At 68.3% G+C, this 21,200-nt stretch carries 21 protein-coding genes; 17 read left to right on the forward strand and 4 right to left on the reverse strand.

From position 1 onward, the window contains the following. Nucleotides 1-64 precede the first annotated feature (64 nt). From TMZ1T_RS12315 to TMZ1T_RS12325, 3 genes are all read left to right on the forward strand, one after another. Nucleotides 65-1,966, forward strand: coding sequence for a DUF294 nucleotidyltransferase-like domain-containing protein (locus TMZ1T_RS12315; protein WP_041589662.1), 1,902 nt, complete (start codon nucleotides 65-67; stop codon nucleotides 1,964-1,966). Continuing rightward, nucleotides 1,963-2,604, forward strand: coding sequence for a 3'-5' exonuclease (locus TMZ1T_RS12320; protein WP_004304083.1), 642 nt, complete (start codon nucleotides 1,963-1,965; stop codon nucleotides 2,602-2,604). The genes TMZ1T_RS12315 and TMZ1T_RS12320 overlap by 4 nt, the downstream gene beginning before the upstream one ends. Nucleotides 2,605-2,692: 88 nt before the next feature. After that, nucleotides 2,693-3,244, forward strand: coding sequence for a C40 family peptidase (locus tag TMZ1T_RS12325; protein ID WP_004304086.1), 552 nt, complete (start codon nucleotides 2,693-2,695; stop codon nucleotides 3,242-3,244). A gap of 57 nt (nucleotides 3,245-3,301) precedes the next feature. On the opposite strand, the gene TMZ1T_RS12330 is transcribed toward TMZ1T_RS12325, so the two are convergent. Beyond that, on the reverse strand, nucleotides 3,302-3,661 hold the full coding sequence (locus tag TMZ1T_RS12330; RefSeq protein ID WP_004304087.1) for a DUF2325 domain-containing protein: 360 nt from the start codon (nucleotides 3,659-3,661) through the stop codon (nucleotides 3,302-3,304). Between the two features lie 117 nt (nucleotides 3,662-3,778). Between TMZ1T_RS12330 and TMZ1T_RS12335 the strand changes: the two genes are divergently transcribed. Further along, complete coding sequence (locus TMZ1T_RS12335) at nucleotides 3,779-4,792, forward strand: Fe(3+) ABC transporter substrate-binding protein (RefSeq protein ID WP_004304089.1); 1,014 nt, start codon at nucleotides 3,779-3,781, stop codon at nucleotides 4,790-4,792. Here the strand turns inward: TMZ1T_RS12335 and TMZ1T_RS12340 are convergent. Together TMZ1T_RS12340 and TMZ1T_RS12345 are read right to left on the reverse strand one after the other, a co-directional pair. Then, entirely contained in the window at nucleotides 4,783-6,915 is a 2,133-nt protein-coding gene (locus tag TMZ1T_RS12340; RefSeq protein WP_012585566.1) for a sensor domain-containing diguanylate cyclase, read from the reverse strand. The genes TMZ1T_RS12335 and TMZ1T_RS12340 overlap by 10 nt on opposite strands. A gap of 209 nt (nucleotides 6,916-7,124) precedes the next feature. Continuing rightward, nucleotides 7,125-8,765 (reverse strand): ABC transporter permease, encoded by a 1,641-nt coding sequence (locus TMZ1T_RS12345; protein ID WP_004304093.1) that lies wholly within the window; start codon nucleotides 8,763-8,765, stop codon nucleotides 7,125-7,127. A gap of 153 nt (nucleotides 8,766-8,918) precedes the next feature. Between TMZ1T_RS12345 and TMZ1T_RS12350 the strand changes: the two genes are divergently transcribed. From TMZ1T_RS12350 to TMZ1T_RS12370, 5 genes are all read left to right on the forward strand, one after another. After that, entirely contained in the window at nucleotides 8,919-10,028 is a 1,110-nt protein-coding gene (locus TMZ1T_RS12350) for an ABC transporter ATP-binding protein (protein WP_004304095.1), read from the forward strand. Then, nucleotides 10,025-10,732 (forward strand): leucyl/phenylalanyl-tRNA--protein transferase, encoded by a 708-nt coding sequence (aat, locus tag TMZ1T_RS12355; RefSeq protein ID WP_004304098.1) that lies wholly within the window; start codon nucleotides 10,025-10,027, stop codon nucleotides 10,730-10,732. The genes TMZ1T_RS12350 and aat overlap by 4 nt, the downstream gene beginning before the upstream one ends. Before the next feature lie 30 nt (nucleotides 10,733-10,762). Next, entirely contained in the window at nucleotides 10,763-11,491 is a 729-nt protein-coding gene (locus tag TMZ1T_RS12360; RefSeq protein ID WP_004304100.1) for an arginyltransferase, read from the forward strand. Between the two features lie 42 nt (nucleotides 11,492-11,533). Beyond that, a complete protein-coding gene (locus TMZ1T_RS12365) occupies nucleotides 11,534-12,541 on the forward strand; it encodes a quinone-dependent dihydroorotate dehydrogenase (RefSeq protein WP_004304102.1) in 1,008 nt (335 codons plus the stop codon). Nucleotides 12,542-12,638: 97 nt separating this feature from the next. Then, a complete protein-coding gene (locus TMZ1T_RS12370) occupies nucleotides 12,639-13,727 on the forward strand; it encodes a BMP family ABC transporter substrate-binding protein (protein ID WP_004304105.1) in 1,089 nt (362 codons plus the stop codon). A gap of 76 nt (nucleotides 13,728-13,803) precedes the next feature. Here the strand turns inward: TMZ1T_RS12370 and TMZ1T_RS12375 are convergent, their stop codons facing one another. Further along, nucleotides 13,804-14,547 carry an N-acetylmuramoyl-L-alanine amidase family protein gene (locus TMZ1T_RS12375; RefSeq protein WP_012585567.1) on the reverse strand — a complete coding sequence of 248 codons (744 nt, stop codon included), beginning with the start codon at nucleotides 14,545-14,547 and terminating at the stop codon, nucleotides 13,804-13,806. Nucleotides 14,548-14,815: 268 nt separating this feature from the next. On the opposite strand from TMZ1T_RS12375, the gene TMZ1T_RS12380 reads away from it, so the two are divergent. The 8 genes from TMZ1T_RS12380 (at nucleotide 14,816) to TMZ1T_RS12415 (ending at nucleotide 21,198) form a co-directional block, all read left to right on the forward strand. After that, nucleotides 14,816-15,241, forward strand: coding sequence for a c-type cytochrome (locus TMZ1T_RS12380; protein ID WP_012585569.1), 426 nt, complete (start codon nucleotides 14,816-14,818; stop codon nucleotides 15,239-15,241). Between the two features lie 31 nt (nucleotides 15,242-15,272). Then, a complete protein-coding gene (locus TMZ1T_RS12385) occupies nucleotides 15,273-16,655 on the forward strand; it encodes a cbb3-type cytochrome c oxidase subunit I (protein ID WP_012585570.1) in 1,383 nt (460 codons plus the stop codon). Nucleotides 16,656-16,917: 262 nt separating this feature from the next. Then, nucleotides 16,918-17,967: a type I glyceraldehyde-3-phosphate dehydrogenase gene (locus tag TMZ1T_RS12390; RefSeq protein ID WP_012585571.1), complete on the forward strand. Its 1,050-nt coding sequence runs from the start codon at nucleotides 16,918-16,920 to the stop codon at nucleotides 17,965-17,967. A gap of 66 nt (nucleotides 17,968-18,033) precedes the next feature. After that, nucleotides 18,034-18,648 carry a cytochrome c oxidase subunit 3 gene (locus TMZ1T_RS12395; protein WP_004304115.1) on the forward strand — a complete coding sequence of 205 codons (615 nt, stop codon included), beginning with the start codon at nucleotides 18,034-18,036 and terminating at the stop codon, nucleotides 18,646-18,648. 10 nt (nucleotides 18,649-18,658) lie between these two features. Continuing rightward, nucleotides 18,659-18,940 (forward strand): cytochrome C oxidase subunit IV family protein, encoded by a 282-nt coding sequence (locus tag TMZ1T_RS12400; protein WP_004304117.1) that lies wholly within the window; start codon nucleotides 18,659-18,661, stop codon nucleotides 18,938-18,940. Continuing rightward, nucleotides 18,937-19,737, forward strand: coding sequence for a CbbQ/NirQ/NorQ/GpvN family protein (locus tag TMZ1T_RS12405; RefSeq protein ID WP_004304119.1), 801 nt, complete (start codon nucleotides 18,937-18,939; stop codon nucleotides 19,735-19,737). Before TMZ1T_RS12400 ends, TMZ1T_RS12405 begins: the two co-directional genes overlap by 4 nt. A gap of 16 nt (nucleotides 19,738-19,753) precedes the next feature. Further along, nucleotides 19,754-20,161, forward strand: a complete 408-nt coding sequence (locus tag TMZ1T_RS12410; RefSeq protein ID WP_004304121.1) for a hypothetical protein — start codon at nucleotides 19,754-19,756, stop codon at nucleotides 20,159-20,161. A 17-nt stretch (nucleotides 20,162-20,178) separates the two neighbouring features. Continuing rightward, a complete protein-coding gene (locus TMZ1T_RS12415) occupies nucleotides 20,179-21,198 on the forward strand; it encodes a 4Fe-4S binding protein (RefSeq protein WP_012585572.1) in 1,020 nt (339 codons plus the stop codon). Nucleotides 21,199-21,200 lie beyond the last annotated feature (2 nt).

Below are 21,200 nucleotides of genomic sequence, written 5' to 3' on the forward strand. Positions count from 1 at the left end.
GCGGCTCGCCGTTCCCGCGATGCGCGCGCCTATAATGTGTGATTGCTTCGATCCCGGTCCGCCCATGAGCAACGACGCCGCCGACCTGCTGGTGGGAGCCAGCATGGATTTCCTGCGCAACTTCTCCCCCTTCAACCGCATGGAGCCGGGCGCGCTCGCCTCTCTCGCCGAGCGCGCGGTGCTCGCCTTCCATGCCCGTGGCAGCGAGATCCTGACGCCCGAATCGGGTGTGCCGTCGCACTTCTACATCGTCCAGCGCGGCAAGATCCAGGCCCGGCAGACCGGCCAGACCACGGTCACCGAGTACACCAGCCTAACCCTCGGGCCGGGCGAGTGCTTCCCGATCGGCGCCATCTCCGCGCGCCGCCCCTCGACCAACGCCTACGTGGCGGTCGAGGACAGCTTCTGCTTCCAGATCAGCGCCGACGACTTCCTGCATCTGATGCAGATCAGCCCGGTGTTCCACCTCTTCTGCACGCAGTACATCGCCAGCCTGCTCAGCCAGTCGCGCCAGCAGCTGCAGAGCACGTTCGCCCAGCGCGCCGCCGAGCAGCAGACCATGACCACGGCGCTCGGCAAGTTGATCGAGAAGGAGGCGGTCTTCGTCACCCCCGATACGCCGACGCGCAGCGCGCTCGAGCGCATGTCCGAGCTGCATCTCGGCTGCATGGTGGTGGTGGACGCGGAACGCCGCCCGGTCGGCATCCTGACCCAGAGCGACCTGCTGCCGCGCGTGATCCTCGCCGGCTTCGACCTCGCGCGCCCGATCGGCGAGCTGATGACCGCCAATCCGCACCAGCTGCCGGCGAGCGCCTCGGCCTACGACGCGGCCCTGGAGATGGCCACCCACGGCGTGCGCCACCTGCTCGTGGTCGACTCCGACAGCGTGCTGCTGGGCGTGGTCTCCGAGCGCGATCTGTTCTCGCTGCAGCGCATCAGCCTGCGCCAGATCCGCGCCGGCATCGACAACGCCGCCGACATCGAGGCCCTGCAGCGTGCGAGCAAGGACATCCGTCAGCTGGCGCTGAACCTGATCGCCCAGGGCATCGGCGCCGAGCAGCTCACGCAGTTCATCTCGGCGCTCAACGACGCGCTGACGCGCCGCATCATCATCCTGGCGCGTGAACGCCACGAGCTGGTGGGGATCGACTTCGCCTGGCTCGCCTTCGGCTCCGAGGGCCGCCACGAGCAGACCCTGTCCACCGACCAGGACAACGGGATCATCTTCCGCTGCGCCGAGCCGAAGCAACTCAAGGACACGCGCGCCCGCCTGGTCGAGTTCGCGCGCACGGTCAACGAAGACCTCGCGGCCTGCGGCTTCCCGCTGTGCAAAGGCAACATCATGGCGAGCAACCCCGAGCTCTGCCTGACCCTCGACGAGTGGAAGTCGCGCTTCGGCGACTGGATCCGCGAGCCCGACCCGCAGGCCCTGCTCAACGCCTCGATCTTCTTCGACTTCCGCGTGCTCTACGGCAACGAACGCTTCGGCGACCAGCTGCGCAGCGCGCTCAACAAGGGTGCCAAGGGCAACAGCGCCTTCCTGCGCATGATGGCCGCCAACGCCCTCAAGGTCATGCCCCCGCTCGGGCGCATCCGCGACTTCGTGGTGGATGAAGACGGCACCATCGACATGAAGAAATCCGGCGCCCGCCTGTTCGTCGATGTGGCCCGCATCCTCGCCCTGCGCACCGGCGTGGAGTCGAGCAGCACGGTGCAGCGCCTGCGCCAGGGCAGCACCAAGATCGGCGGCATGAGTCCGGAGGAAGTCTCGGCCATCATCGACGGCTTCAACTTCATTCAGTTGCTGCGCCTGCGTTCGCAGCACCTCGAGACCGAGCACGACTCCGCCGAGGACAACCGCATCGACCCCGAATCGCTCAACGAACTCGACCGCCGCATCCTCAAGGAAGCCTTCCGCCAGGCGCGCAAGCTCCAGCTGCGGCTTAAACTCGATTACCAACTATGAGCTGGCTCTCTCGCCTGAAGAACGCCCGCGGCAACCAGCCGCCGCTGAGCGCCGAGGCCGAGCGCGCGCTCGAGGCTTGGCATGCGCTCGCCGAGTCCGCGCACGAACAGCCTCATTTCGAGTCGCGCTACGTGGTGCTCAACACCGAGGCCACCGGCCTCGACCTCGAACGCGACCGCCTGCTCGCGGTCGGCGCCATCGCCGTCGACGGCGGCCTGCTGCACCCGCAGGACGCCTATCACGCGCAGCTCGAGCCCTTGCCCGGCGATGCGCTCGCCGGGCTGCTCGGCTTCGCCCGCAACAGCCCGCTTGTCGTGTTCAACGCCACCTTCAACCGCACGATGCTCGAGCGCGCGTTCTCGAGAATGCTCGGCTTCACGCCGGAGTTCCTCTGGATCGACCTCTATTTCCTGCTGCCCTCGCTGTTTCCCGAGCGGCTGGAACGCCCCGGTCGGCTCGCCGACTGGATGGCCGCCTTCGAGATCGAGACCTTCCAGCGCCACCACGCGCTCGGCGACGCCTGGGCGATCGCGCAACTCTTCCTCGCGGCGCAGTCGCGCGCACTCTCGCTCGCGGTCACCAGTCCGCGCGCGCTTGCCGAGCACGCCCAGGCCTACCGGCAAAAGATCAAGGTCTGAAAGCAGGCCGACAAGAACCGGGACGAATGCGTCCGACAGGCGCAGATTTCCCTTTACACCGGATAGCTCGATGCGTATATTTCCTCGAATGTTTTTCCGGACATCCCTACCTGCCCTGCTCGCCTCCTTCGCGCTCGCCCTTCCCGCCCAAGGCGCGGAGCCGGCCCCGGCGCAGCGCGAGCACGCCTTCCAGGCGTCTTCGGCGTTCGAGGAGTACACCACGGCCGCCGAACAACTGGTCGACGAGGCGCTCTCCTACCTGGGTATCCGCTATCGCTTCGGAGGCACTTCGCCGGCGACCGGCTTCGATTGCAGCGGACTCGTGCTCAACGTGTTCCGTAATGCCGTCGGGCTCGACCTACCGCGGAGCGCGAGCGAGATGGCGAGCCTGGGCGACAAGATCGGCAAGCAGGACCTCAAGCCGGGCGACCTGGTGTTCTTCAACACCATGCGACGCACCTTCTCGCACGTCGGCATCTATCTCGGCGACGGCAAGTTCGTGCATGCCCCCTCGAGCGGCGGCAAGGTTCGCGTCGAGAACATCTCCGCGACGTACTGGGCCAAACGCTTCAACGGCGCCCGCCGGCTGGTCGATGAGGAATCGCTCGGTCTCAGCGCCCAGGTGATGCGCACGCACTGAGCGCCGGCGAGGAACACGCCGAGGAAGAGGCCCCGCATGCCGGGGCCTCTTGCTTTTTCAGCAGGCAGATGACGCCCGCCGGCGCCCACCGGATGCCTTCTCGCAGCGCCGCGGGCATTCGTCGCAGCGCGAACCCATCTGCCGATCGAGCGCCTGCTGCAGCGCGCAGGTGGAGCGCCGGCAGCACACCACCTGCACGCCCTGCTTGCCTGCGGCCTCACGGAAGCGCTGCATGACGTTGTGGCCGAGAAAATCGGTGAACAGGATCACCAGCCCGATCCCGCTCGGCAAGGGCGTGCTGCGGCGCTGGTGCGTCGTGTCGCGGCCGCTGACGTGGGCGGCGATGCGAATGCCGAAGTTGTGCAGAACATCCGGGATGTTGCCGAGGCGGTCGGCACCGACGAGCAGCGCATTCATGGAATCTCCTTGTTGAGAACATTTCTCAACAATAATGAAGTGAATGCGATCCATTTGCAACTGCGAACCTTTATCGTTAGTATCGTCGCACCGCAAACACACCAAGGTTCGCACACCATGAGCAAGAAAGTCCTCATCGCCTCGATCATCGCCGCCTTCGGTCTCACCGGCACCGTCACCGCCGCCGAGCTGAACGTCTACTCCGCCCGCCACTACCAGACAGACGAAGAGCTCTACGGCAATTTCACCAAGCAGACCGGGATCAAGATCAACCGCATCGAGGCGAAGGAAGACGAACTGCTCGAGCGCATCCGCAACGAGGGCGCCAACAGTCCGGCCGACATCTTCGTCACCGTCGATGCCTCGCGCCTGGCGAAGGCCGACGAACTCGGCATCTTCCGGCCGGTGAAGTCCGCCGCGCTCGAGGCCCGCATCCCCGCCCACCTGCGCGCACCGAACTGGTTTTCCTACTCGACCCGCGCACGCGTGATCGTCTACAACCCGGACATGGTCAAGGCCGAGCAGGTGCAGACCTACGAGCAGCTCGCCGACCCCGCGCTCAAGGGCCAGGTGTGCACCCGCTCGGGCAGCCACCCCTACAACCTCTCGCTCGGCGCCGCCATGATCAAGCACAACGGCGCGGAAGCAACCGAGAACTGGGCCCGGGGCATCGTCGCCAACTTCGCACGCGCGCCCAAGGGCGGCGACACCGACCAGATCCGCGCCGTGGCCGCGGGCGAGTGCGGCGTGGCCATCGCCAACAGCTACTACCTCGCCCGCCTGATGAACTCGGACAAGCGCGAAGACCAGGCCGTGGTCGCGAAGATCAAGGCGGTGTGGCCGAACCAGGCGACCTGGGGCACCCACATCAACGTGTCCGGCGCCGGCATGCTCGAGCACGCGCCGAACAAGGAGGCCGCGGTCAAGTTCCTCGAGTATCTCGCCTCGGACCAGGCGCAGGAATACTTCGCCAACGGCAACAACGAATGGCCTGCGGTGCCGAGCGTGAAGGTGGACAACCCCGCGCTGAAGAAGCTCGGCGAGTTCAAGGCCGACACCCTGCCGATCGGCGAGCTCGCCGACACGGTGGCCGAGGCCCAGCGCATCTTCGACCGCGCCGGCTACCGCTGATCCGCAGCCCCTGCGGCGGCCCCCTCGCTGACGGGCTCGCCGCAGGGCGCACCGGCACTCGCCGGCGCCAGCACGACGCGGTTACGCCCGGCGTGCTTGGCCGCGTACAAGGCCTCGTCGGCGCGCGCATAGGCGGCCTCGTAGCCTTCGTCGGCCGCGTCCAGCATGGTCGCACCGATGCTGACCGAATAGTGCAGCGCCCCCGAGTCGACGCTGGCCGGCGAATCCGCCACCACCCTGCGCAGCCGGTCCGCCGCCCGCACCGCGCCGAGCGCGTCGATGCTGGGAAGCAGGACCGCGAACTCCTCCCCGCCCAGGCGTGCGAACACGTCGGCCTCGCGCAACTGCGCGCTCACCGTCGCGGTGAAATGGCGCAGCACCTCGTCACCCGCGGCATGGCCGTGGGTGTCGTTGATGCGCTTGAAGAAGTCGAGGTCCATCAGCAGCAGCGCTGCCGGCGCCTGGTTGCGGCGCACGCGTCCGAGTTCGCCGCGCACGACCTCGACGAAGTGGCGGCGATTCCATAGCCCGGTGAGCGGATCGCTGGTGGCCAGCTGCAGCAGGCTCTCCTCCATCGCCTTGCGCTGCGAGATGTCCTGGTGGATGCCGACCATGCGCAGCGCCTCCCCGCCCTCGCCGCGATCGAGTACACGGCCCGCCGCGAGCACCCAGACCCAGTGCCCGCTCTTGTGCTTGAGCCGGTATTCCGCGCGATAGGCATCCTTGGTGCCGCGCAGGTGCGGCTCGAGCGAGTCGCGGATGTCGTACCAGTCGTCCGGATGCACCAGGGACTCCCAGCTCGATACATTCGCCGGCAGCTCCTCCGCTGCATAGCCGAGCATCCTGCACCACATCGGGCTGAAATTCGCTCGCCCGCTCGGCACGTCCCAGTCCCACAAACCGAGCTCGGCACCTTCGAGTGCGAGCATCAGGCGGCGTTCGCGCTCGGCGATCTGCTCGCGCACCCGGCGCCGCTCGGTGAAGTCCCGGCTGACGCGGATCTCGCCGAGCTGCACGCCGTCGAGGTCGAAATAGGGGGTGCGCAAGGTGTCGAGCAGACGTAGCGTTCCGTCCGCCGCCTCCAGCCACTCCTCGTGGTTCTCTGCGCAGCTCACGGTGTCCTGGCCGGCCCCGGCGAGCGGCAGCCGCCCCGCGAACAGCTCGCCGTCGCTGCGCCCGACCAGGGCCGCCTCGCGGATCCCGTAGGCCTCGGCGAAGGCCTTGTTGCAGCCCAGGTAACGGCCTTCCCGATCGCGGAAGGCGATCAGGTCGGGCACCGAATCGATCAGCCCGCGCAGCAGCGCCCGCTCGGCCGCCAGCGCCCGCTGTGGCGCACGCACGCCGGACACGAACACCGCGCGATAGATCATCGCGAACGCCGCCACCTTGTAGGCGTGCCCGAGCACGTTGTAAAGGTCGGCGACCGCGGCATAACGCGCGAAATGCAGCTCGGCCAGCGCCATCGTCGCCGCGGCGGCGGCCAGCCAGCCAGCGGCGGATTCGCCGTCCGCCAGCGCGCGGCGCGCGAGCAAGATCGCGGCAGCAAGGTGCAGCAGCACGAGCCCACCCTCCAGCACGCTCTTTAACGGGGTTACGCCCTGCCCCTCGATGAAGGTCGCCGGCAAGACCTGCGGGTGCGCAAGGACGAGCCAGCTCCAGCCGAAGGCGACGCCGATCGCAGCGAGGACGGCCCAGGCCGCGGCGGATCCGCCGCCATCGCGCTCCGGCAGCACGGCATGGGCGAGCAGGCCCAGCACACCGAGCAGACGCGCCATCAGCCAGAAGGCGATCGCCTTGTCCGCGCTGTTGGGCGTGAAGAAGGGCGGCATGCCCGGAAAGGACATCAGGTGGGCGAAATCGAGCAGCCCCACCGCGAGGCAGGCTGCGCCGAGCCAGACCAGCCGTGCCCCGCGCGCGCTGCGGCGCAGGTTCCAGCCAAGCGCGAACACCATCCCGGCGACCACGAGCGAGAAGATCTCCAGCCCTGAATGCAGCGGGAGGTAATCGCGCGCATCGGCGAACAGGCGCACCGGCGGCATGAAGACGCTGAGGACGAAGAGTACCCCGAGCAGGCCGGTGGCCTGCAGCGGACGACGGAAGCGGTGCAGCACCGAGGTCGCCAAGATCAACGCGCCTCGGGCACACCGCAGGAGCGTGGTTTGCCCCCCCAGCCGGAAGGCATGGTATGGACGACCCGGGCAGCTTGCCGAGCGCTGCACGGGGCGAAGATTGAAGGACGCGGGGACATCGCGTAATTATGCATGATCGACCCGCGACCGCCGCCGCGGCAGCGCACCCCGCGTGCATTATTTCGCGTCGGCAGGCACCTCGCTCAGCCCTCCCGGCGGCGCACGCGCAGGATCTGGCGCGAAATCCAGAACATCGGCAGCAAGCCCACCGCCACGATGATCAGCGCCGCGGTCGAGGCTTCGGCCAGGCGCTCGTCGGCCGCAAGCGTGTGCGCCTGGGTGGCGAGGGTGTCGAAGTTGAAGGGTCGGATCACCAGCGTGGCGGGCAGCTCCTTCATGACATCGACGAACACCAGCAGGCCGGCGGTGAGCAGGCTACCGCGCAGCATCGGCATGTGCACCCGCCTCAGCGTCGCCCACTTGCCGAAGCCCAGGCTGCGCGAGGCGTCGTCCATGTTGGGGGTGATCTTGCCCAGGCTGGACTCGACCGTCTGCAGCGCCACTGCGAGGAAGCGCGCCAGGTACGCGTAGATCAGCGCGGCGATGCCGCCGGTGAGCAGCAGCCCGGGGTTCGTCCCCCACAACGCCTCCCAGCCCTGGGCCAGCCAGCGATCCACCCGGGTCAGCGGGATCAGCACGCCCACCGCGATCACCGAGCCGGGCACCGCGTAGCCCAGTCCGACGATGCGGTTGAGCACCTGCGGCAGGCGCGAGCGCGCCAAGCGTGCGGCGTAGGCGAGCAGCACTGCGAGCAGCACCGCCACCACCGCGGTGATCGCCGCGAGCACGAAGCTGTTGTGCGCCAGCTCGACGAAGCGCGCGCCGAACTGGGCATCGCCCTCGAGGAAGGCCATGCGCAGCAGCAGCGCCGCCGGCAGCAGGAAGCCGAGCAGCAGCGGCATGAAGCAGGCGAACGCGGCGAGCACACCGAGCGCCAGCGGCAGGCGCAGCCGCACCGGCATCGCCACCTGGCGCGAGGTGTTGTTGAAGCGCGCCCGCCCGCGCGACATGCGCTCCAGTGTCAGCACCAGGACCACGAAGGCGAGCAGCGCGGCCGACAGCTGCGCGGCGGCGATGCGGTCGCCGAGCGAGAACCAGGCGCGATAGATGCCGGTGGTAAAGGTCTGCACGCCGAAGTAGGACACGGTGCCGAAGTCGGCCAGCGTCTCCATCAGCGCCAGCGCGGTGCCGGCCACCACCGCCGGGCGCGCCAGCGGCAGGGAGACGCGGAAGAACGAGCCCCACGGACCCAGCCCGAGCGTGCGCCCGGCCTCGAGCATCCCGCCCGCACGCTCCAGGAAGGCGGTGCGCGCGATCATGTAGACATACGGGTAGAGCACGAACATGAACATCGCCACCGCGCCGCCGACGGTGCGCACGTCGGGGAACCAGTAGTCGCCGCGCCCCCATCCGAAGGTCTCGCGCAGCCAGCCCTGCACCGGGCCGACGAACTGGAGAAAATCGGTATACACGTAGGCCATCACATAGGCCGGCATCGCCAGCGGCAGCACCAGCGCCCACTCCAGGAAGCGCCGCCCGGGAAAGTCCAGCATCGTCGTCAGCCAGGCCGAGGTCACGCCGATCGACGACACCCCCAGGCCGACGCCGATGCATAGCACCACGGTGTTGAACACGAACTCGCCGAGCACCGTGTCGGCCAGGTGCGACCAGGTCGCCCCGGTGTCGCCGGCGAGCACGTTGGAGAACACCGACAGCACCGGCGCCGCGATCAGCGTGGCCACCACAACCGCCAGCACTGTCAGCGAAGAAAACCGAATGCGCATCGCGCCCTGCCCTGCCGTCGAATCCATGCCGTTCCCATGATTGCGCCCCGGCGCCGGAAATCGGCCCCCGCGAACTGAGCGAATTATAATTGATCGCATTTGGAACACCGGGGTGCAATAATTCCCCACGCCCATAGGCCCTCGACGACCGCGATGTCCCACCTCGACCTTTCCCGCATCGACCTCGCCTTCGGCAGCCACCTCGTGGTCCGCCAGCTCTCACTGCAGCTCGAGAAGGGCCGCATCGGCTGCCTGCTCGGGCCTTCCGGCTGCGGCAAGACCACGGTGCTGCGCTGCATCGCCGGCTTCGAACGGCTGGCGGCCGGCGAGATCCGCCTCGACGGCGAGGTCGTCAGCACGCCGCGCCACATGCTGCCGCCCGAGCGCCGGCGCATCGGCATGGTGTTCCAGGACTATGCGCTCTTCCCGCATCTCTCGGTGGCGGACAATATCGGCTTCGGCCTCCGGCGCGACAGCGCCGCCGTGCGCAACGCGCGGGTGGACGAGCTGCTCGCGCTGGTCGGCCTCGCCGGACAGGGCCGCAAGTATCCGCACGAGATGTCCGGCGGCCAGCAGCAGCGCGTCGCGCTCGCGCGTGCACTCGCTCCCAAGCCCAGCCTGCTGCTGCTCGACGAGCCCTTCTCCAATCTCGACGTCGAATTGCGCGAACGCCTGTCGTACGAGGTGCGCGAGATCATCAAGGCCGCCGACACCACCGCGATCCTGGTCACCCACGACCAGCACGAGGCCTTCGCAGTGGCCGACGAGATCGGCATCATGCACGAGGGTCGCATCCAGCAATGGGATACGCCCTACAACCTCTACCACCGCCCGGCCAACCGCTTCGTCGCCGACTTCATCGGCCAGGGTGCCTTCCTGCGCGGCAAGGTGCTCGACGATCACCGCGTGCAGATCGAGCTCGGCGTGCTCGACAGCACGCAGCCGCTGGTGTGCTGCGCCGACTGCGCCGGTTGCGTGCATGGCAGCCCGGTCGACGTGCTGCTGCGCCCAGACGACCTCGTGCACGACGACGCCAGCGCGCTGCGCGCCGAGGTGGTGCATAAGGCTTTCCGCGGCGCAGACATCCTGTACACCCTGCGCCTGGCGGGCGGCGCGCGCGTGCTCTCGCTGGTGCCCAGCCACCACAACCACGCCATCGGCGAGCGCATCGGCATCCGCCTCGACGTCGACCACGTCGTCACCTTCTCCGACGAGCGCGCCGACGAGTGCGCGCCCGCCCATCCCGCAGCGTCTCTGGCATGATCCCCTGGCTGGGCGCGGAGCCGGGCTTCCCCGCCGACGAGCGCGCTTTGCGCGAACCCAACGGGCTGCTCGCCGCCGGTGGCGCGCTCACCCCACCCTGGCTGCTCGCCGCCTACCGCCGCGGCATCTTCCCCTGGTTCAGCGAGGGCGAACCCATCCTGTGGTGGACACCCGACCCTCGCCTGGTGCTCGTGCCCGACGAATTCCACGTCAGCCATTCGCTGCGCAAGACCCTGCGCCGACGGCGCTTCGAGGTCAGGACGGACACCGCCTTCGCCGAGGTGCTGCTGGCCTGCGCCGCGGCGCGCGCCGGCGGCCCGGGCACCTGGATCACCCCCGCGATGCGCGCCGCCTACCAGCGCATGCACGAACTGGGCTGGGCGCACAGTGTCGAATGCTGGCGAGAGGGCCGGCTGGTGGGCGGACTCTACGGCATGGCGATCGGCCGCGTGTTCTTCGGCGAGTCGATGTTCGCGCGCGAGACCGACGCCTCCAAGGTGGCGCTCGCCCATCTCGCGCGGCTGCTCGCCGAACGCGGCTATGGCATGATCGACTGCCAGATGACCACCGCCCACCTGTGCTCGCTCGGGGCACGCGAGGTGCCGAGGGCGCGTTTCACCGCCGCCCTGCGCCAGTGGGCGCACGACGGCCCGGCGCCGCAGCGCTGGGCCGAGCGAACAATGCAGGACTTCGACTGGAACTGACGCAGGACGGCAAGTTGCACGACGGACGCGATGAAATCGGACTATCCCTACGCCCTCATCCAGTTCTACGCCACGGCGCCCTACGCATGCTCCTACCTGGCCGGGCGGAGCGCGCGCTCGCAGGTCGCCACCCCGGGCCATCTCATCGACCCGCAGGTCTATAGCGAACTCGTGCGCCGCGGCTTTCGCCGCAGCGGGGTGTTCACCTACCGCCCCTATTGCGACCACTGCCAGGCCTGCGTGCCGGTGCGCGTGCCGGTCGAGCGCTTCCAGCCCGACCGCAGCCAGCGCAGGACATGGGCTCGACATGCAGATCTGATCCCGATCGAGCGTCCCCTCGAATTCGTCGAGGAGCACTACCAGCTCTACCAGCGCTACCAGACCGCCCGCCACGCCGGCGGCGGCATGGACCTCGACAACCGCGAGCAGTACGCCCATTTCCTGCTGCAGAGCCATGTCGACACCCGCCTGGTGGAGTTCCGCAGCTATGGCAGCCTGCGCATGGTGAGCGTGATCGATCGCCTCACCGACGGCCTGTCGAGCGTCTACACCTTCTACGATCCCGACCAGCCGCGCAGCGCCTTCGGCACTTGGGGCGTGCTCTGGCAGATCGAGGCGTGCAGGGTGCTCGGACTGCCGCACGTGTACCTGGGCTACTGGATCGGCGAGAGCCCGAAGATGGCCTACAAGGCGCGCTTCCGCCCGCTCGAGGCGCTGATCGACGGCGACTGGCAGCCCTTTCCGGGCGATTTCGCCTGATCACGGCGCCCGGCGGTCGGGTCGACTCGCTACAATCTCGCGATGCTCTACGAACTCGCCCGCCCCCTCCTGTTCGCGCTCGACCCCGAGACCGCCCACAACCTCACCCTGCATGGCCTGCACTATGCCGGCAAGCTGCTGCCCGCCGCCGAGCCGGAGCCGGCGAGCGCGGTCGAGGTCATGGGCCTGCGCTTTCCCAACCGCGTCGGCCTCGCCGCCGGGCTCGACAAGAACGGCGAGGCGATCGACGGCCTCGCCCGCCTCGGTTTCGGCTTCCTCGAGATCGGCACGATCACGCCGCGCCCGCAGCCGGGCAACCCCCGCCCGCGCATGTTCCGCCTGCCCGAGGTGCGGGGCATCATCAATCGCATGGGCTTCAACAACCACGGCGTCGACGTCCTGCTCGCGCACGTGCGTGCGGCGAAGTACCGCGGCATCCTCGGCATAAACATCGGCAAGAACTTCGACACCCCGATCGAGCGTGCCGCCGACGACTACCTCGCCTGCCTGGAAAAAGTGTACGCCCTGGCGAGCTACGTCACGGTGAACATCTCCTCGCCCAACACCAAGAACCTGCGCCAGCTGCAGGGCGAATCCGAACTCGACGACCTCCTCGGCCGCCTCAAGGCGGCGCAGACCCGCCTCACCGAGCAACATGGGCGCTACGTCCCGCTCACCCTCAAGATCGCCCCCGACCTCGACGACGCGCAGGTGAGCAACATCGCCGACGCGCTGCGCCGCCACCGCATCGACGGCGTGATCGCCACCAATACCACGATCGCGCGCGACAAGGTGCAGGGCATCGCCCACGGCAACGAACAGGGCGGCCTGTCGGGCGCGCCGGTGTTCGAGGCTTCCACCGCCGTGGTGCGCAAGCTCGCGCACGCGCTCGCCGGCGAGTTGCCGATCATCGCCGCCGGAGGCGTGCTCGAGGGCGCACAGGCGCGCGCCAAGCTCGAGGCCGGCGCCGCTTTGGTTCAGCTCTACAGCGGACTCATCTACCGCGGCCCGGCACTGGTGCGCGAATGCGTGCGCGCCACCGCGGGGTGAGTCCTTCCCCGACCTCTTCCTTCACCCGGCGAGCAGCACGCCGCGCTCGTCCGCAGCGGCGCCCGTGCCGACCTTCCGACCCTCCGAGGAGCCCAAGATGACTCATCGCCGCCAGTTCGTCCTCTCCGCCGCCGCGCTTGCGGTCGCAGCCACCCTGCCCTTCGCCGCCCACGCCGCGGACGCCGCGAAGGTCGGCTTCGTCTATGTGAGCCCGATCGGCGATGCCGGCTGGACCTACCAGCACGACCTCGGTCGCAAGGAGCTCGAGAAGACGCTCGGCGGCAGGATCGAGACGCGCTACGTCGAGAACGTCGCGGAAGGTGCCGATGCCGAGCGCGTGATCCGCGAGTTCGCCGCCAGCGGCAGCAAGATCGTGTTCGCCACCAGCTTCGGCTACATGAACTACGTCGAGCGCGTCGCCCGCCAGTTCCCCAACGTCACCTTCCTGCACGCCACCGGCTACAAGTCGGCGAAGAACTTCGCGCCCTACAACGCGCGCTTCTACGAGGGCCGCTACCTCAACGGCGTGATCGCCGGCAAGATGACCAAGTCCAACGTCCTCGGCTACGTCGGCGCCTTCCCGATCCCCGAGGTGCTGCAGGGCATCAACGCGTTCACCCTGGGCGCGCGCAGCGTGAACCCGAACGTCGAGGTGCGGGTGATCTGGGCCAACAGCTGGTACGACCCGGGCAAGGAGCGCGAGGCGGCGATGACCCTGATCTCGCAGGGCGCCGACATGCTCACCCACCACACCGACTCCACCGCCACCGTCCAGGCCGCGGAAGAAAAGGGCGTGTACGCCTTCGGCTACCACTCCGACATGTCGAAGTACGCGCCCAAGTCCCAGCTCACCGCCACCACCCACCACTGGGGCGAGTTCTACGCCCGCACCGTCGACGCGGTGCTCGGGGGCACGTGGAAGCCGGAGGGCGTGTGGGGTGGCATGAAGGACGGCATGATCCGCCTCGCCCCGCTCAACCCGGCGATTCCGGCCGACGTGCAGGCCATGGTCAAGGAACTCCAGGGCCGCATCACCGCCGGCAGCCTGCATCCCTTCACCGGCCCGGTGCTCGACCAGGCCGGGAAGGAACGCCTCGCCGCCGGTGCGGTGATGGACGATGCCACCCTGGGCAGGATGGACTACTTCGTCCAGGGCGTCGGTTCGCGCCTGCCCACCGCCAAGTAAGCCTGCTTCCCCACCACGTCGGTTCCATCCGGCGACGAGACCGCCCTCGTGCGGAGCGGGCAGCCCCCCGCTCGCTTCACGGCGTGGGCGGGTCGGCGCGATCCGGGCGGTCCGCCCACGCCTCGTCGTCAGCCGGAAGGCCGTTGCGCAGGCAGGCCGAGATCCCGGTGGCGATCGCGTCGGCCATGCGCGCCTGGCGTTCGGGGTCGCGCAGCAACAGTTCCTCGTCGCGGTTTTTCAGGATGCCGGCTTCGAACAGCACTGCCGGCATGCGCGCGTGGCGCAGCACCGCCAGCCCGTCGTAGTGGTGCACGGCATGCTCGCGGTCGGCGTAGCTGCGCCGGCGGCCGTTCTTGTGCGTGGGCTCGAAACCCATGCGCTGCAGGCGGGCGCCGATCGCACGCGCACACAGGATGCTCATGGCCGTATCGGGGTTGTCGCGCGAGACGAAGAGCGAATGCCCGGCGAACTCGTCGTTGTAGTCGAGCGCACGCCCCTCCCAGGTCCACGGGCGCAACTCGACGGCATTGACCGAGTCGTGATGCAGCGAGAGCAGGAAGGCCGCTCCGGCCTCGCCGGCGGCCTGCGGCCGCGCGCGCAGGCTCGCGATGCGGCCGTCGGCGTTGATGGTGCTCACCGCCCAGCCGCGCGCGTGCAGTGCATCGACCACATGCACGGAAAGATCGCGGTTGAACTCGAACTCGCTGCGGCCGCGCGCGCTCGTCGCCCCGGGCGCGTCCAGGGTGTGGCCGACGTCGACAGCCACCGGCCCTGGCCCCTCCCCGCCAGCCAGCGCCCCCCCCGCGATCGCCGCCAGCACGAGCGCAAGCAGCCCGTGGCGCGGCGCACGCCGCCACGCATCCCCGGTCCGTGCGTGCCCCGAGGCCTGCAAAGACCCGCAAAGCGAGCGCCCATGCGGATGGAAAAGTTCCACTCGGGCTACATCTTGATTCAAATCATGGAGAGCGCGGGTGCCCGCCGTGACAATCCGCCCACCATCGGCATTGCCGTGGACAGTTGTACCCCTGACCCACGCGGGCGAACCGAGACCTTCCTGACAAAACGAGACAAGCGATGAGGAGTACTCCATGAGCGGTATTTTCACAAAATCGATGGCGCGGAACATCTTCTACGGGGGGACGACGTTCTTCTTCCTGTTGTTCCTGGCGCTCACCTTCGACACCGAGCGCGAGCTGCCCAACCGGGACAACCGCGCCGCCATCACCCCCGAGGTTGCCGCCGGCAAGCACATCTGGGAAACCCGCAACTGTCTGGGCTGCCACACGCTGCTCGGCGAGGGCGCCTACTTCGCTCCCGAACTCGGCAACGTCTACAAGCGCCGCGGCGGCGACTTCATCAAGGGCTGGATGCAGGCCATGCCCACCGGAGCCCCCGGCCGTCGCCAGATGCCGCAGTTCAACCTCACCGATGAAGAGCTCGACCAGCTGGTGGCCTTCCTGAAGTACACCTCGGAAATCAACACCGCCAACTGGCCGCCCAACATCGAGGGCTGATCGGAACTCTGGAGACCACAAGGGGATATCCATGCAATACAAATCACAAGCGGTCGCCATGCCCTACTTCATCGCGGCGATCGGTCTGTTCGTGGGGCAAATCATCTTCGGCCTGATTCTGGGCCTGCAGTACGTCGTCGGGGACTTCCTGTTCCCGGAGATCCCGTTCAACGTCGCGCGGATGGTTCACACCAACCTGCTGATCGTGTGGCTGCTGTTCGGCTTCATGGGTGCGGCCTACTACCTGATCCCGGAAGAGACCGAGACCGAACTCTTCAGCCCGAAGCTGGCGCTGGCGATGTTCTGGATCTTCCTGGTGGCCGGTGCGCTGACCATCGTGGGCTACCTGCTCGTGCCTTACAGCACGCTGGCGTCCATGACCGGCAACGACATCCTCGCCACCATGGGCCGGGAGTTCCTCGAGCAGCCGCTGTTGACCAAGATCGGCATCGTGATCGTCGCGCTCGCCTTCCTGTTCAACATCACGATGACCGTGCTCAAGGGCCGCAAGACCGTCATCAGCATCGTGCTGCTGCTCGGCTTGTGGGGTCTGGCGATCTTCTTCCTGTTCTCCTTCTACAACCCGGTCAACCTCGTCCGCGACAAATTCTACTGGTGGTGGGTGGTTCACCTCTGGGTGGAAGGCGTGTGGGAACTGATCATGGCCGCGATGCTCGCCTTCGTGCTCATCAAGGTCACCGGTGTAGACCGTGAAGTGATCGAGAAGTGGCTGTACGTCATCATCACCCTGGCGCTCGTGACCGGCATCATCGGTACCGGCCACCACTACTTCTGGATCGGCACGCCGGAATACTGGCAGTGGTGGGGTTCGATCTTCTCCGCGCTGGAGCCGATCCCCTTCTTCGCCATGACCGTCTTCGCGTTCAACATGGTCAACCGTCGTCGTCGCGAGCACCCGAACAAGGCTGCCGTGCTGTGGGCGCTCGGTACCGGCGTGATGGCCTTCCTCGGCGCTGGCGTGTGGGGCTTCCTGCACACCCTGGCTCCGGTGAACTACTTCACCCACGGCTCGCAGATCACCGCCGCGCACGGTCACATGGCGTTCTACGGCGCCTACGTGATGGTCGTGATCACCATGATCAGCTATGCCATGCCGATCCTGCGCGGCCGCGCCGCCAACTCGACCAAGGCGCAAGTGCTGGAGATGTGGGCGTTCTGGCTGATGACCATCGCGATGGTCTTCATCACCCTGTTCCTGACCGCCGCCGGCATCCTGCAGGTCTGGCTGCAGCGCGTGTCCGACACCCCGATGTCCTTCATGGCCACCCAGGATCAGCTGATGCTGTTCTACTGGATGCGCGAATGGGCGGGCGTGATGTTCTTCATCGGCCTGCTGGCCTATCTCGCCAGCTTCTTCGTGAAGGGCGATGCCAAGGGGGTCGTGCACGGCTGAGCCCTGCCGACCGAAATGCGGTAATAAGCCTGGATCATCCAGGGTAAGGGGTTGGGGCGGCGCGAGCCGCCCCTCTTTTTTTGCGTGCCGCGCTCGCAGCATGGAGCGGCCGCTAGAATGTCGGGCTTCGTCCGCGCCCGAACGGCACTCCGCTGCCGCCGGATCCCCCCGGCGCGCGCGTCCCATCGCCTCCGCTCGCTCCCCTCCGCCCGTGCCCAACGCCTCCCTTCTGCCCTCCCCGCCGTCCCACGACGCACCTCCCGTGCTGCACCCGAGCGGCGCCGAGCGCCCCTTCCGCATCGCGATCAACGGCTACGGCCGCATCGGTCGTTGCTACCTGCGTGCCCTGCACGAAGCCGGCCTCGCCGAGCGCTACCGCATCGTCGCGATCAACGAGCCTGCGGACCTCGCCAGCATCGCCTACCTCACCCGCTTCGACTCGACCCATGGCAGGTTTCCGGGGGTGGTGGAGCGCAGCGAGCGCGAGCTGATCGTGGACGGTCATGCGATCCACGTGAGCCACGCGAGGACCCCGGAAGAGGTCGACTGGACCGCGCTGGGGCTCGATCTCGTCGTCGAGTGCTCCGGGCAGTACGGCGGACGCCGCGACTTGCAGCGCTTCATCGCTGCCGGCTGCCCGCGACTCCTGCTGTCGCACCCCGGCAACGGCGCCGAGGATGTGGATGTCACAGTGGTGTTCGGCATCAACGAGGACGAGCTGCGCGGCCCCGGGCGCCTGGTGTCTAACGCGTCGTGCACCACCAACGCCGTGGTCCCGGTGCTCGACTGCCTGCACCGCGAGATCGGCATCGAGCAGGCCCTGCTCACCACACTGCATTCGGCGATGAACGACCAGCCGCTGATCGACGGCTACCACCACGCCGACCTGCGCCGCACGCGCTCGGCGATGCAGTCGATCATCCCGGTGTCGACCGGTCTGGCGCGCGGCGTCGAACGCCTGCTGCCGGCGCTCGCCGGACGCGTCCAGGCGAAGGCGATCCGCGTGCCCACCCACAACGTCTCGGCGATCGACATGGTGCTGAGCTTCGGCCGCGAGGTCTCGGCCGAGGCCGTCAACCGCCTGCTGCGCGAGACCGCCGCCGGGCCGCAGCGTGGCCTGCTCGCGTGCTCCGACGAGGCGCACGCCTCGATCGACTTCAACCACGACCCGCACTCGGCGATCATCGACTGCAGCCAGACGCGCGCAGTCGGAGCGAAGATGCTCAACCTGGTGGTGTGGTTCGACAACGAATGGGGCTTCGCCAGCCGCATGGTCGACGTCACCCGGCGCTGGCTGGCGGCGGCGGGCTGAACACGAACGAATCCCAATTAACCACGATCAAGTTAAACCCGCGCCCTTCTGCCTAGACTGCGCCGCATGAATACCGTCACCACTCCGCCGAGTTCCCTGCCGGCCGGCGGACCGGCACAGGCGCACGGCCCCCGCCTTGCGGGCGACCTCGCGATCTGGTTCTTCATCCTCGCCGAGCTGCTCGCCTTCGGGGTCTTCTTCGCCGCCTACGCCTTCGCGCGCGCCAAAAACATCGAACTCTTCGCCGCCGAGCAGGCCGCACTCAACCGCAACGCGGGCGCGCTCAACACCGTGCTGCTGCTCACTGCGAGCTACTTCGTGGTGCGCGCCGTGCAGGCCGCCGAGGCCCAGGCCTCGCGACAGTGCGCCAACTGGCTGGGCGGCGCGATCCTCACCGGCCTCGGCTTCATCGTCGTCAAGCTGAGCGAGTACGCCGCAGCGTTCGAGCACAACATCAGCCTCTCGAGCAGCACCTTCCACATGTTCTACCTGTCGCTGACCTTCTTCCACTTCATGCATGTGATCCTGGGTCTGGTAATCCTGATCGCGATGTGGAACGGCGCGCGCCAGGGCCGCTACCGCCCGGGCGAGATGAACGGACTGGAGACCGGCGCCGCCTACTGGCACATGGTCGACCTGGTCTGGCTGATCCTCTTCCCGCTCGTCTACGTCATCCACTGAGGAGCCCGCCATGAGCGCACGCATGCACGGAACGCCCCGCGGCTCCACGATCCTGTTCGCCACCCTGATCCTCGCCACCGTCGCCACCTGGGGCATGGGCTCGCTCGGCGTGACCGGCACCTGGGGCGTCGCCATCCTCGCCGCGATCTCGTTCTGGAAGGGCGCGGTGGTCATCCTCGATTTCATGGCGCTGCGCCATGCACCGCTGCTCTGGCGCGCGATCACGATGGGCTGGATCATCGTCGTCTGGGCGCTGATCGCCATCGCCTACATCAAGGGACTCGCCCAATGAAGCCCGATACGCCCAACCTCGACATTCCCTTCTACCAACCCGCCGGCGACGAGGTGGACATCTTCCAGCACGCCTGGAAGAACCGCCTGCCCCTGCTGATCAAGGGCCCCACCGGCTGCGGCAAGACGCGCTTCGTCTCGCACATGGCCGCCCGCCTCGGCCTGCCCCTGTACACCGTGGCCTGCCACGACGACCTCACCGCCTCCGACCTGGTCGGCCGCCACCTGATCGGCGACGGCAAGACGATGTGGTGCGACGGCCCGCTCACCCGCGCGGTACGCGAAGGCGGCATCTGCTACCTCGACGAGGTGGTCGAGGCACGCAAGGACACCACCGTGGTGCTGCACCCGCTCGCCGACGACCGTCGCGTGCTGCCGATCGACCGCACCGGCGAGCTCCTCGAGGCGCCACCCTCCTTCATGCTGGTGGTGTCCTACAACCCCGGCTACCAGAACCTGCTCAAGGGCATGAAGCCTTCGACCCGCCAGCGCTTCGTCAGCCTGCGCTTCGACTTCCCGCGCCCCGAGCAGGAAGAGGCGGTGCTGATCGGCGAGACCGCCTGCGCACCGGACCTGGCCAAGCGCCTGGTTGCCATCGCCAACGCGCTGCGCGCGCTCAAGGACCGCGACCTGGAAGAGGCCGCGAGCACCCGCCTGCTCGTGTATACCGCCCTGCTCGTCAAGGACGGCATGGACCCGGTCGCCGCCAGCCGGGTCGGCATCGTCGAGAGCCTGACCGACGACGCCGACGTCGCCGAGGGACTGATGGAGGTGGTCGCCGCCACCTTCGGCCGCTGAAGGCCGGGACATCGAGATGGAAATCAAGCGCGCCGATCCGCTCCGCCACGTCATGCCCGGCCCGCGCCTGGCGGTCGTCGCCGAGGCGCTGTTCCTGATCAACCTGATGCTCCTGCCCGGGCTGGCATTCCTCGCGCTGATGGTGCTGTGGTACCTGCATCGCGGGCACCCCGATCCGCTGGTGCGCAATCACCTGCGCCAGACCGGGTGGACCTGCATCTGGGGCGGGCTGCTGCTGGTCGTGATCAGCGTCGCGATCTTCCTGCTCGGCGGCTTCGACAATCCGTGGACCTGGGTGATCGGGGTGCTCTATTTCACCTTCGTCCACTCGAGCCTGATCCTGCTCGGCGTGATGGGCCTGTCGCGCGCGATCAACGGCCGCAGCTGGCGCTTCCCGGTGTTCGGACCGCGCGAGCCCTCCTGAGCCGGCCGGTGACCACGATGAACACCGGAGCCCCTGCGCGCAAACCGCAGCGCGTCATCCCGATCGCGACCGCCCCTGCGGGCGATGCGGCCGCCGCCGCGGCGATGCAGCGCCGCCGGCGTGCGTTCCAGGCCGGCTTCTTCGCGCTCTTCGTGCTCGCGCCGGTATTCGATCTCTTCCGCTACGACCTCGACGCCGACCACGCCTGGCTGCTCGGCATGGAATGGCGGCTCGGCCTCGACCCCTTCCTCGCCGGCCAGGCGAGCGCACTCGAGGCGGCCGGGAGCATCATCCTGAATCTCTTCGTGCCCCTGCTCGCGCTCGCCGCGCTGGTCATCGGCGCGGCGTGGAAGTGGGGACGGCTGTACTGCGGCTGGCTGTGCCCGCACTTCTCGGTGGTGGAGTCGATCAACCGGCTGATGGCGCGCGCTTCGGGCAAGGCCTCGGTATGGGACCGCCACCTGCTGCCGGCGTGGAAGCCCGACGGCCGCCCCGCGCGGGTGGACGCGCGCTGGTGGGGCGTCGTCGTGCCGGCGGCGGTGGGCTTCGCCTTCCTGTGGGCGGTGGTGCTGCTCACCTACCTGCTGCCGCCCGCGCAGGTGTACGGCAACCTCTTCGCCGGCGAGCTCACGCGCAACCAGGCGATCTTCCTCACCGCGGCCACGGTGGTGCTGAGCCTCGAGTTCCTCTTCGCACGTCACCTGTTCTGCCGCTTCGTGTGCGCCGTCGGGCTGTTCCAGAGCCTGGCCTGGATGGGCAACCGCGACGCGCTGGTGGTCGGCTTCGAGCGCGAGCGCGCGAGCGATTGCTCGAACTGCCTGCCCGACCGCCAGTCCGCCTGCGACGCCGCCTGCCCGATGCGGCTGCGCCCGCGCAACATCAAGCGCCACATGTTCACCTGCACCCAGTGCCGCCAATGCGTCGACGCCTGCGCGACCACCCAGCACGCCAACCCGCAGGGGCCGCTGCTGTCCTGGGTGGCCGGCGAGGCGGCGCGCCAGAACGAGGCCGGGTTCCGCGCACTCAAGGATCGCTGACG

Source organism: Thauera aminoaromatica (genome assembly GCF_000021765.1).
GTDB classification, from domain to species: Bacteria; Pseudomonadota; Gammaproteobacteria; order Burkholderiales; family Rhodocyclaceae; genus Thauera; species Thauera aminoaromatica.

Bases quoted from the DNA above. Each gene is read 5' to 3' on its own strand.
- TMZ1T_RS12315 (WP_041589662.1), top strand. From the start codon at position 65: ATGAGCAACGACGCCGCCGACCTGCTGGTGGGAGCCAGCATGGATTTC.
- TMZ1T_RS12320 (WP_004304083.1), top strand. From the start codon at position 1,963: ATGAGCTGGCTCTCTCGCCTGAAGAACGCCCGCGGCAACCAGCCGCCG.
- TMZ1T_RS12325 (WP_004304086.1), top strand. From the start codon at position 2,693: ATGTTTTTCCGGACATCCCTACCTGCCCTGCTCGCCTCCTTCGCGCTC.
- TMZ1T_RS12330 (WP_004304087.1), bottom strand. From the start codon at position 3,661: ATGAATGCGCTGCTCGTCGGTGCCGACCGCCTCGGCAACATCCCGGAT.
- TMZ1T_RS12335 (WP_004304089.1), top strand. From the start codon at position 3,779: ATGAGCAAGAAAGTCCTCATCGCCTCGATCATCGCCGCCTTCGGTCTC.
- TMZ1T_RS12345 (WP_004304093.1), bottom strand. From the start codon at position 8,765: ATGCGCATTCGGTTTTCTTCGCTGACAGTGCTGGCGGTTGTGGTGGCC.
- TMZ1T_RS12350 (WP_004304095.1), top strand. From the start codon at position 8,919: ATGTCCCACCTCGACCTTTCCCGCATCGACCTCGCCTTCGGCAGCCAC.
- aat (WP_004304098.1), top strand. From the start codon at position 10,025: ATGATCCCCTGGCTGGGCGCGGAGCCGGGCTTCCCCGCCGACGAGCGC.
- TMZ1T_RS12360 (WP_004304100.1), top strand. From the start codon at position 10,763: ATGAAATCGGACTATCCCTACGCCCTCATCCAGTTCTACGCCACGGCG.
- TMZ1T_RS12365 (WP_004304102.1), top strand. From the start codon at position 11,534: ATGCTCTACGAACTCGCCCGCCCCCTCCTGTTCGCGCTCGACCCCGAG.
- TMZ1T_RS12370 (WP_004304105.1), top strand. From the start codon at position 12,639: ATGACTCATCGCCGCCAGTTCGTCCTCTCCGCCGCCGCGCTTGCGGTC.
- TMZ1T_RS12380 (WP_012585569.1), top strand. From the start codon at position 14,816: ATGAGCGGTATTTTCACAAAATCGATGGCGCGGAACATCTTCTACGGG.
- TMZ1T_RS12385 (WP_012585570.1), top strand. From the start codon at position 15,273: ATGCAATACAAATCACAAGCGGTCGCCATGCCCTACTTCATCGCGGCG.
- TMZ1T_RS12395 (WP_004304115.1), top strand. From the start codon at position 18,034: ATGAATACCGTCACCACTCCGCCGAGTTCCCTGCCGGCCGGCGGACCG.
- TMZ1T_RS12400 (WP_004304117.1), top strand. From the start codon at position 18,659: ATGAGCGCACGCATGCACGGAACGCCCCGCGGCTCCACGATCCTGTTC.
- TMZ1T_RS12405 (WP_004304119.1), top strand. From the start codon at position 18,937: ATGAAGCCCGATACGCCCAACCTCGACATTCCCTTCTACCAACCCGCC.
- TMZ1T_RS12410 (WP_004304121.1), top strand. From the start codon at position 19,754: ATGGAAATCAAGCGCGCCGATCCGCTCCGCCACGTCATGCCCGGCCCG.
- TMZ1T_RS12415 (WP_012585572.1), top strand. From the start codon at position 20,179: ATGAACACCGGAGCCCCTGCGCGCAAACCGCAGCGCGTCATCCCGATC.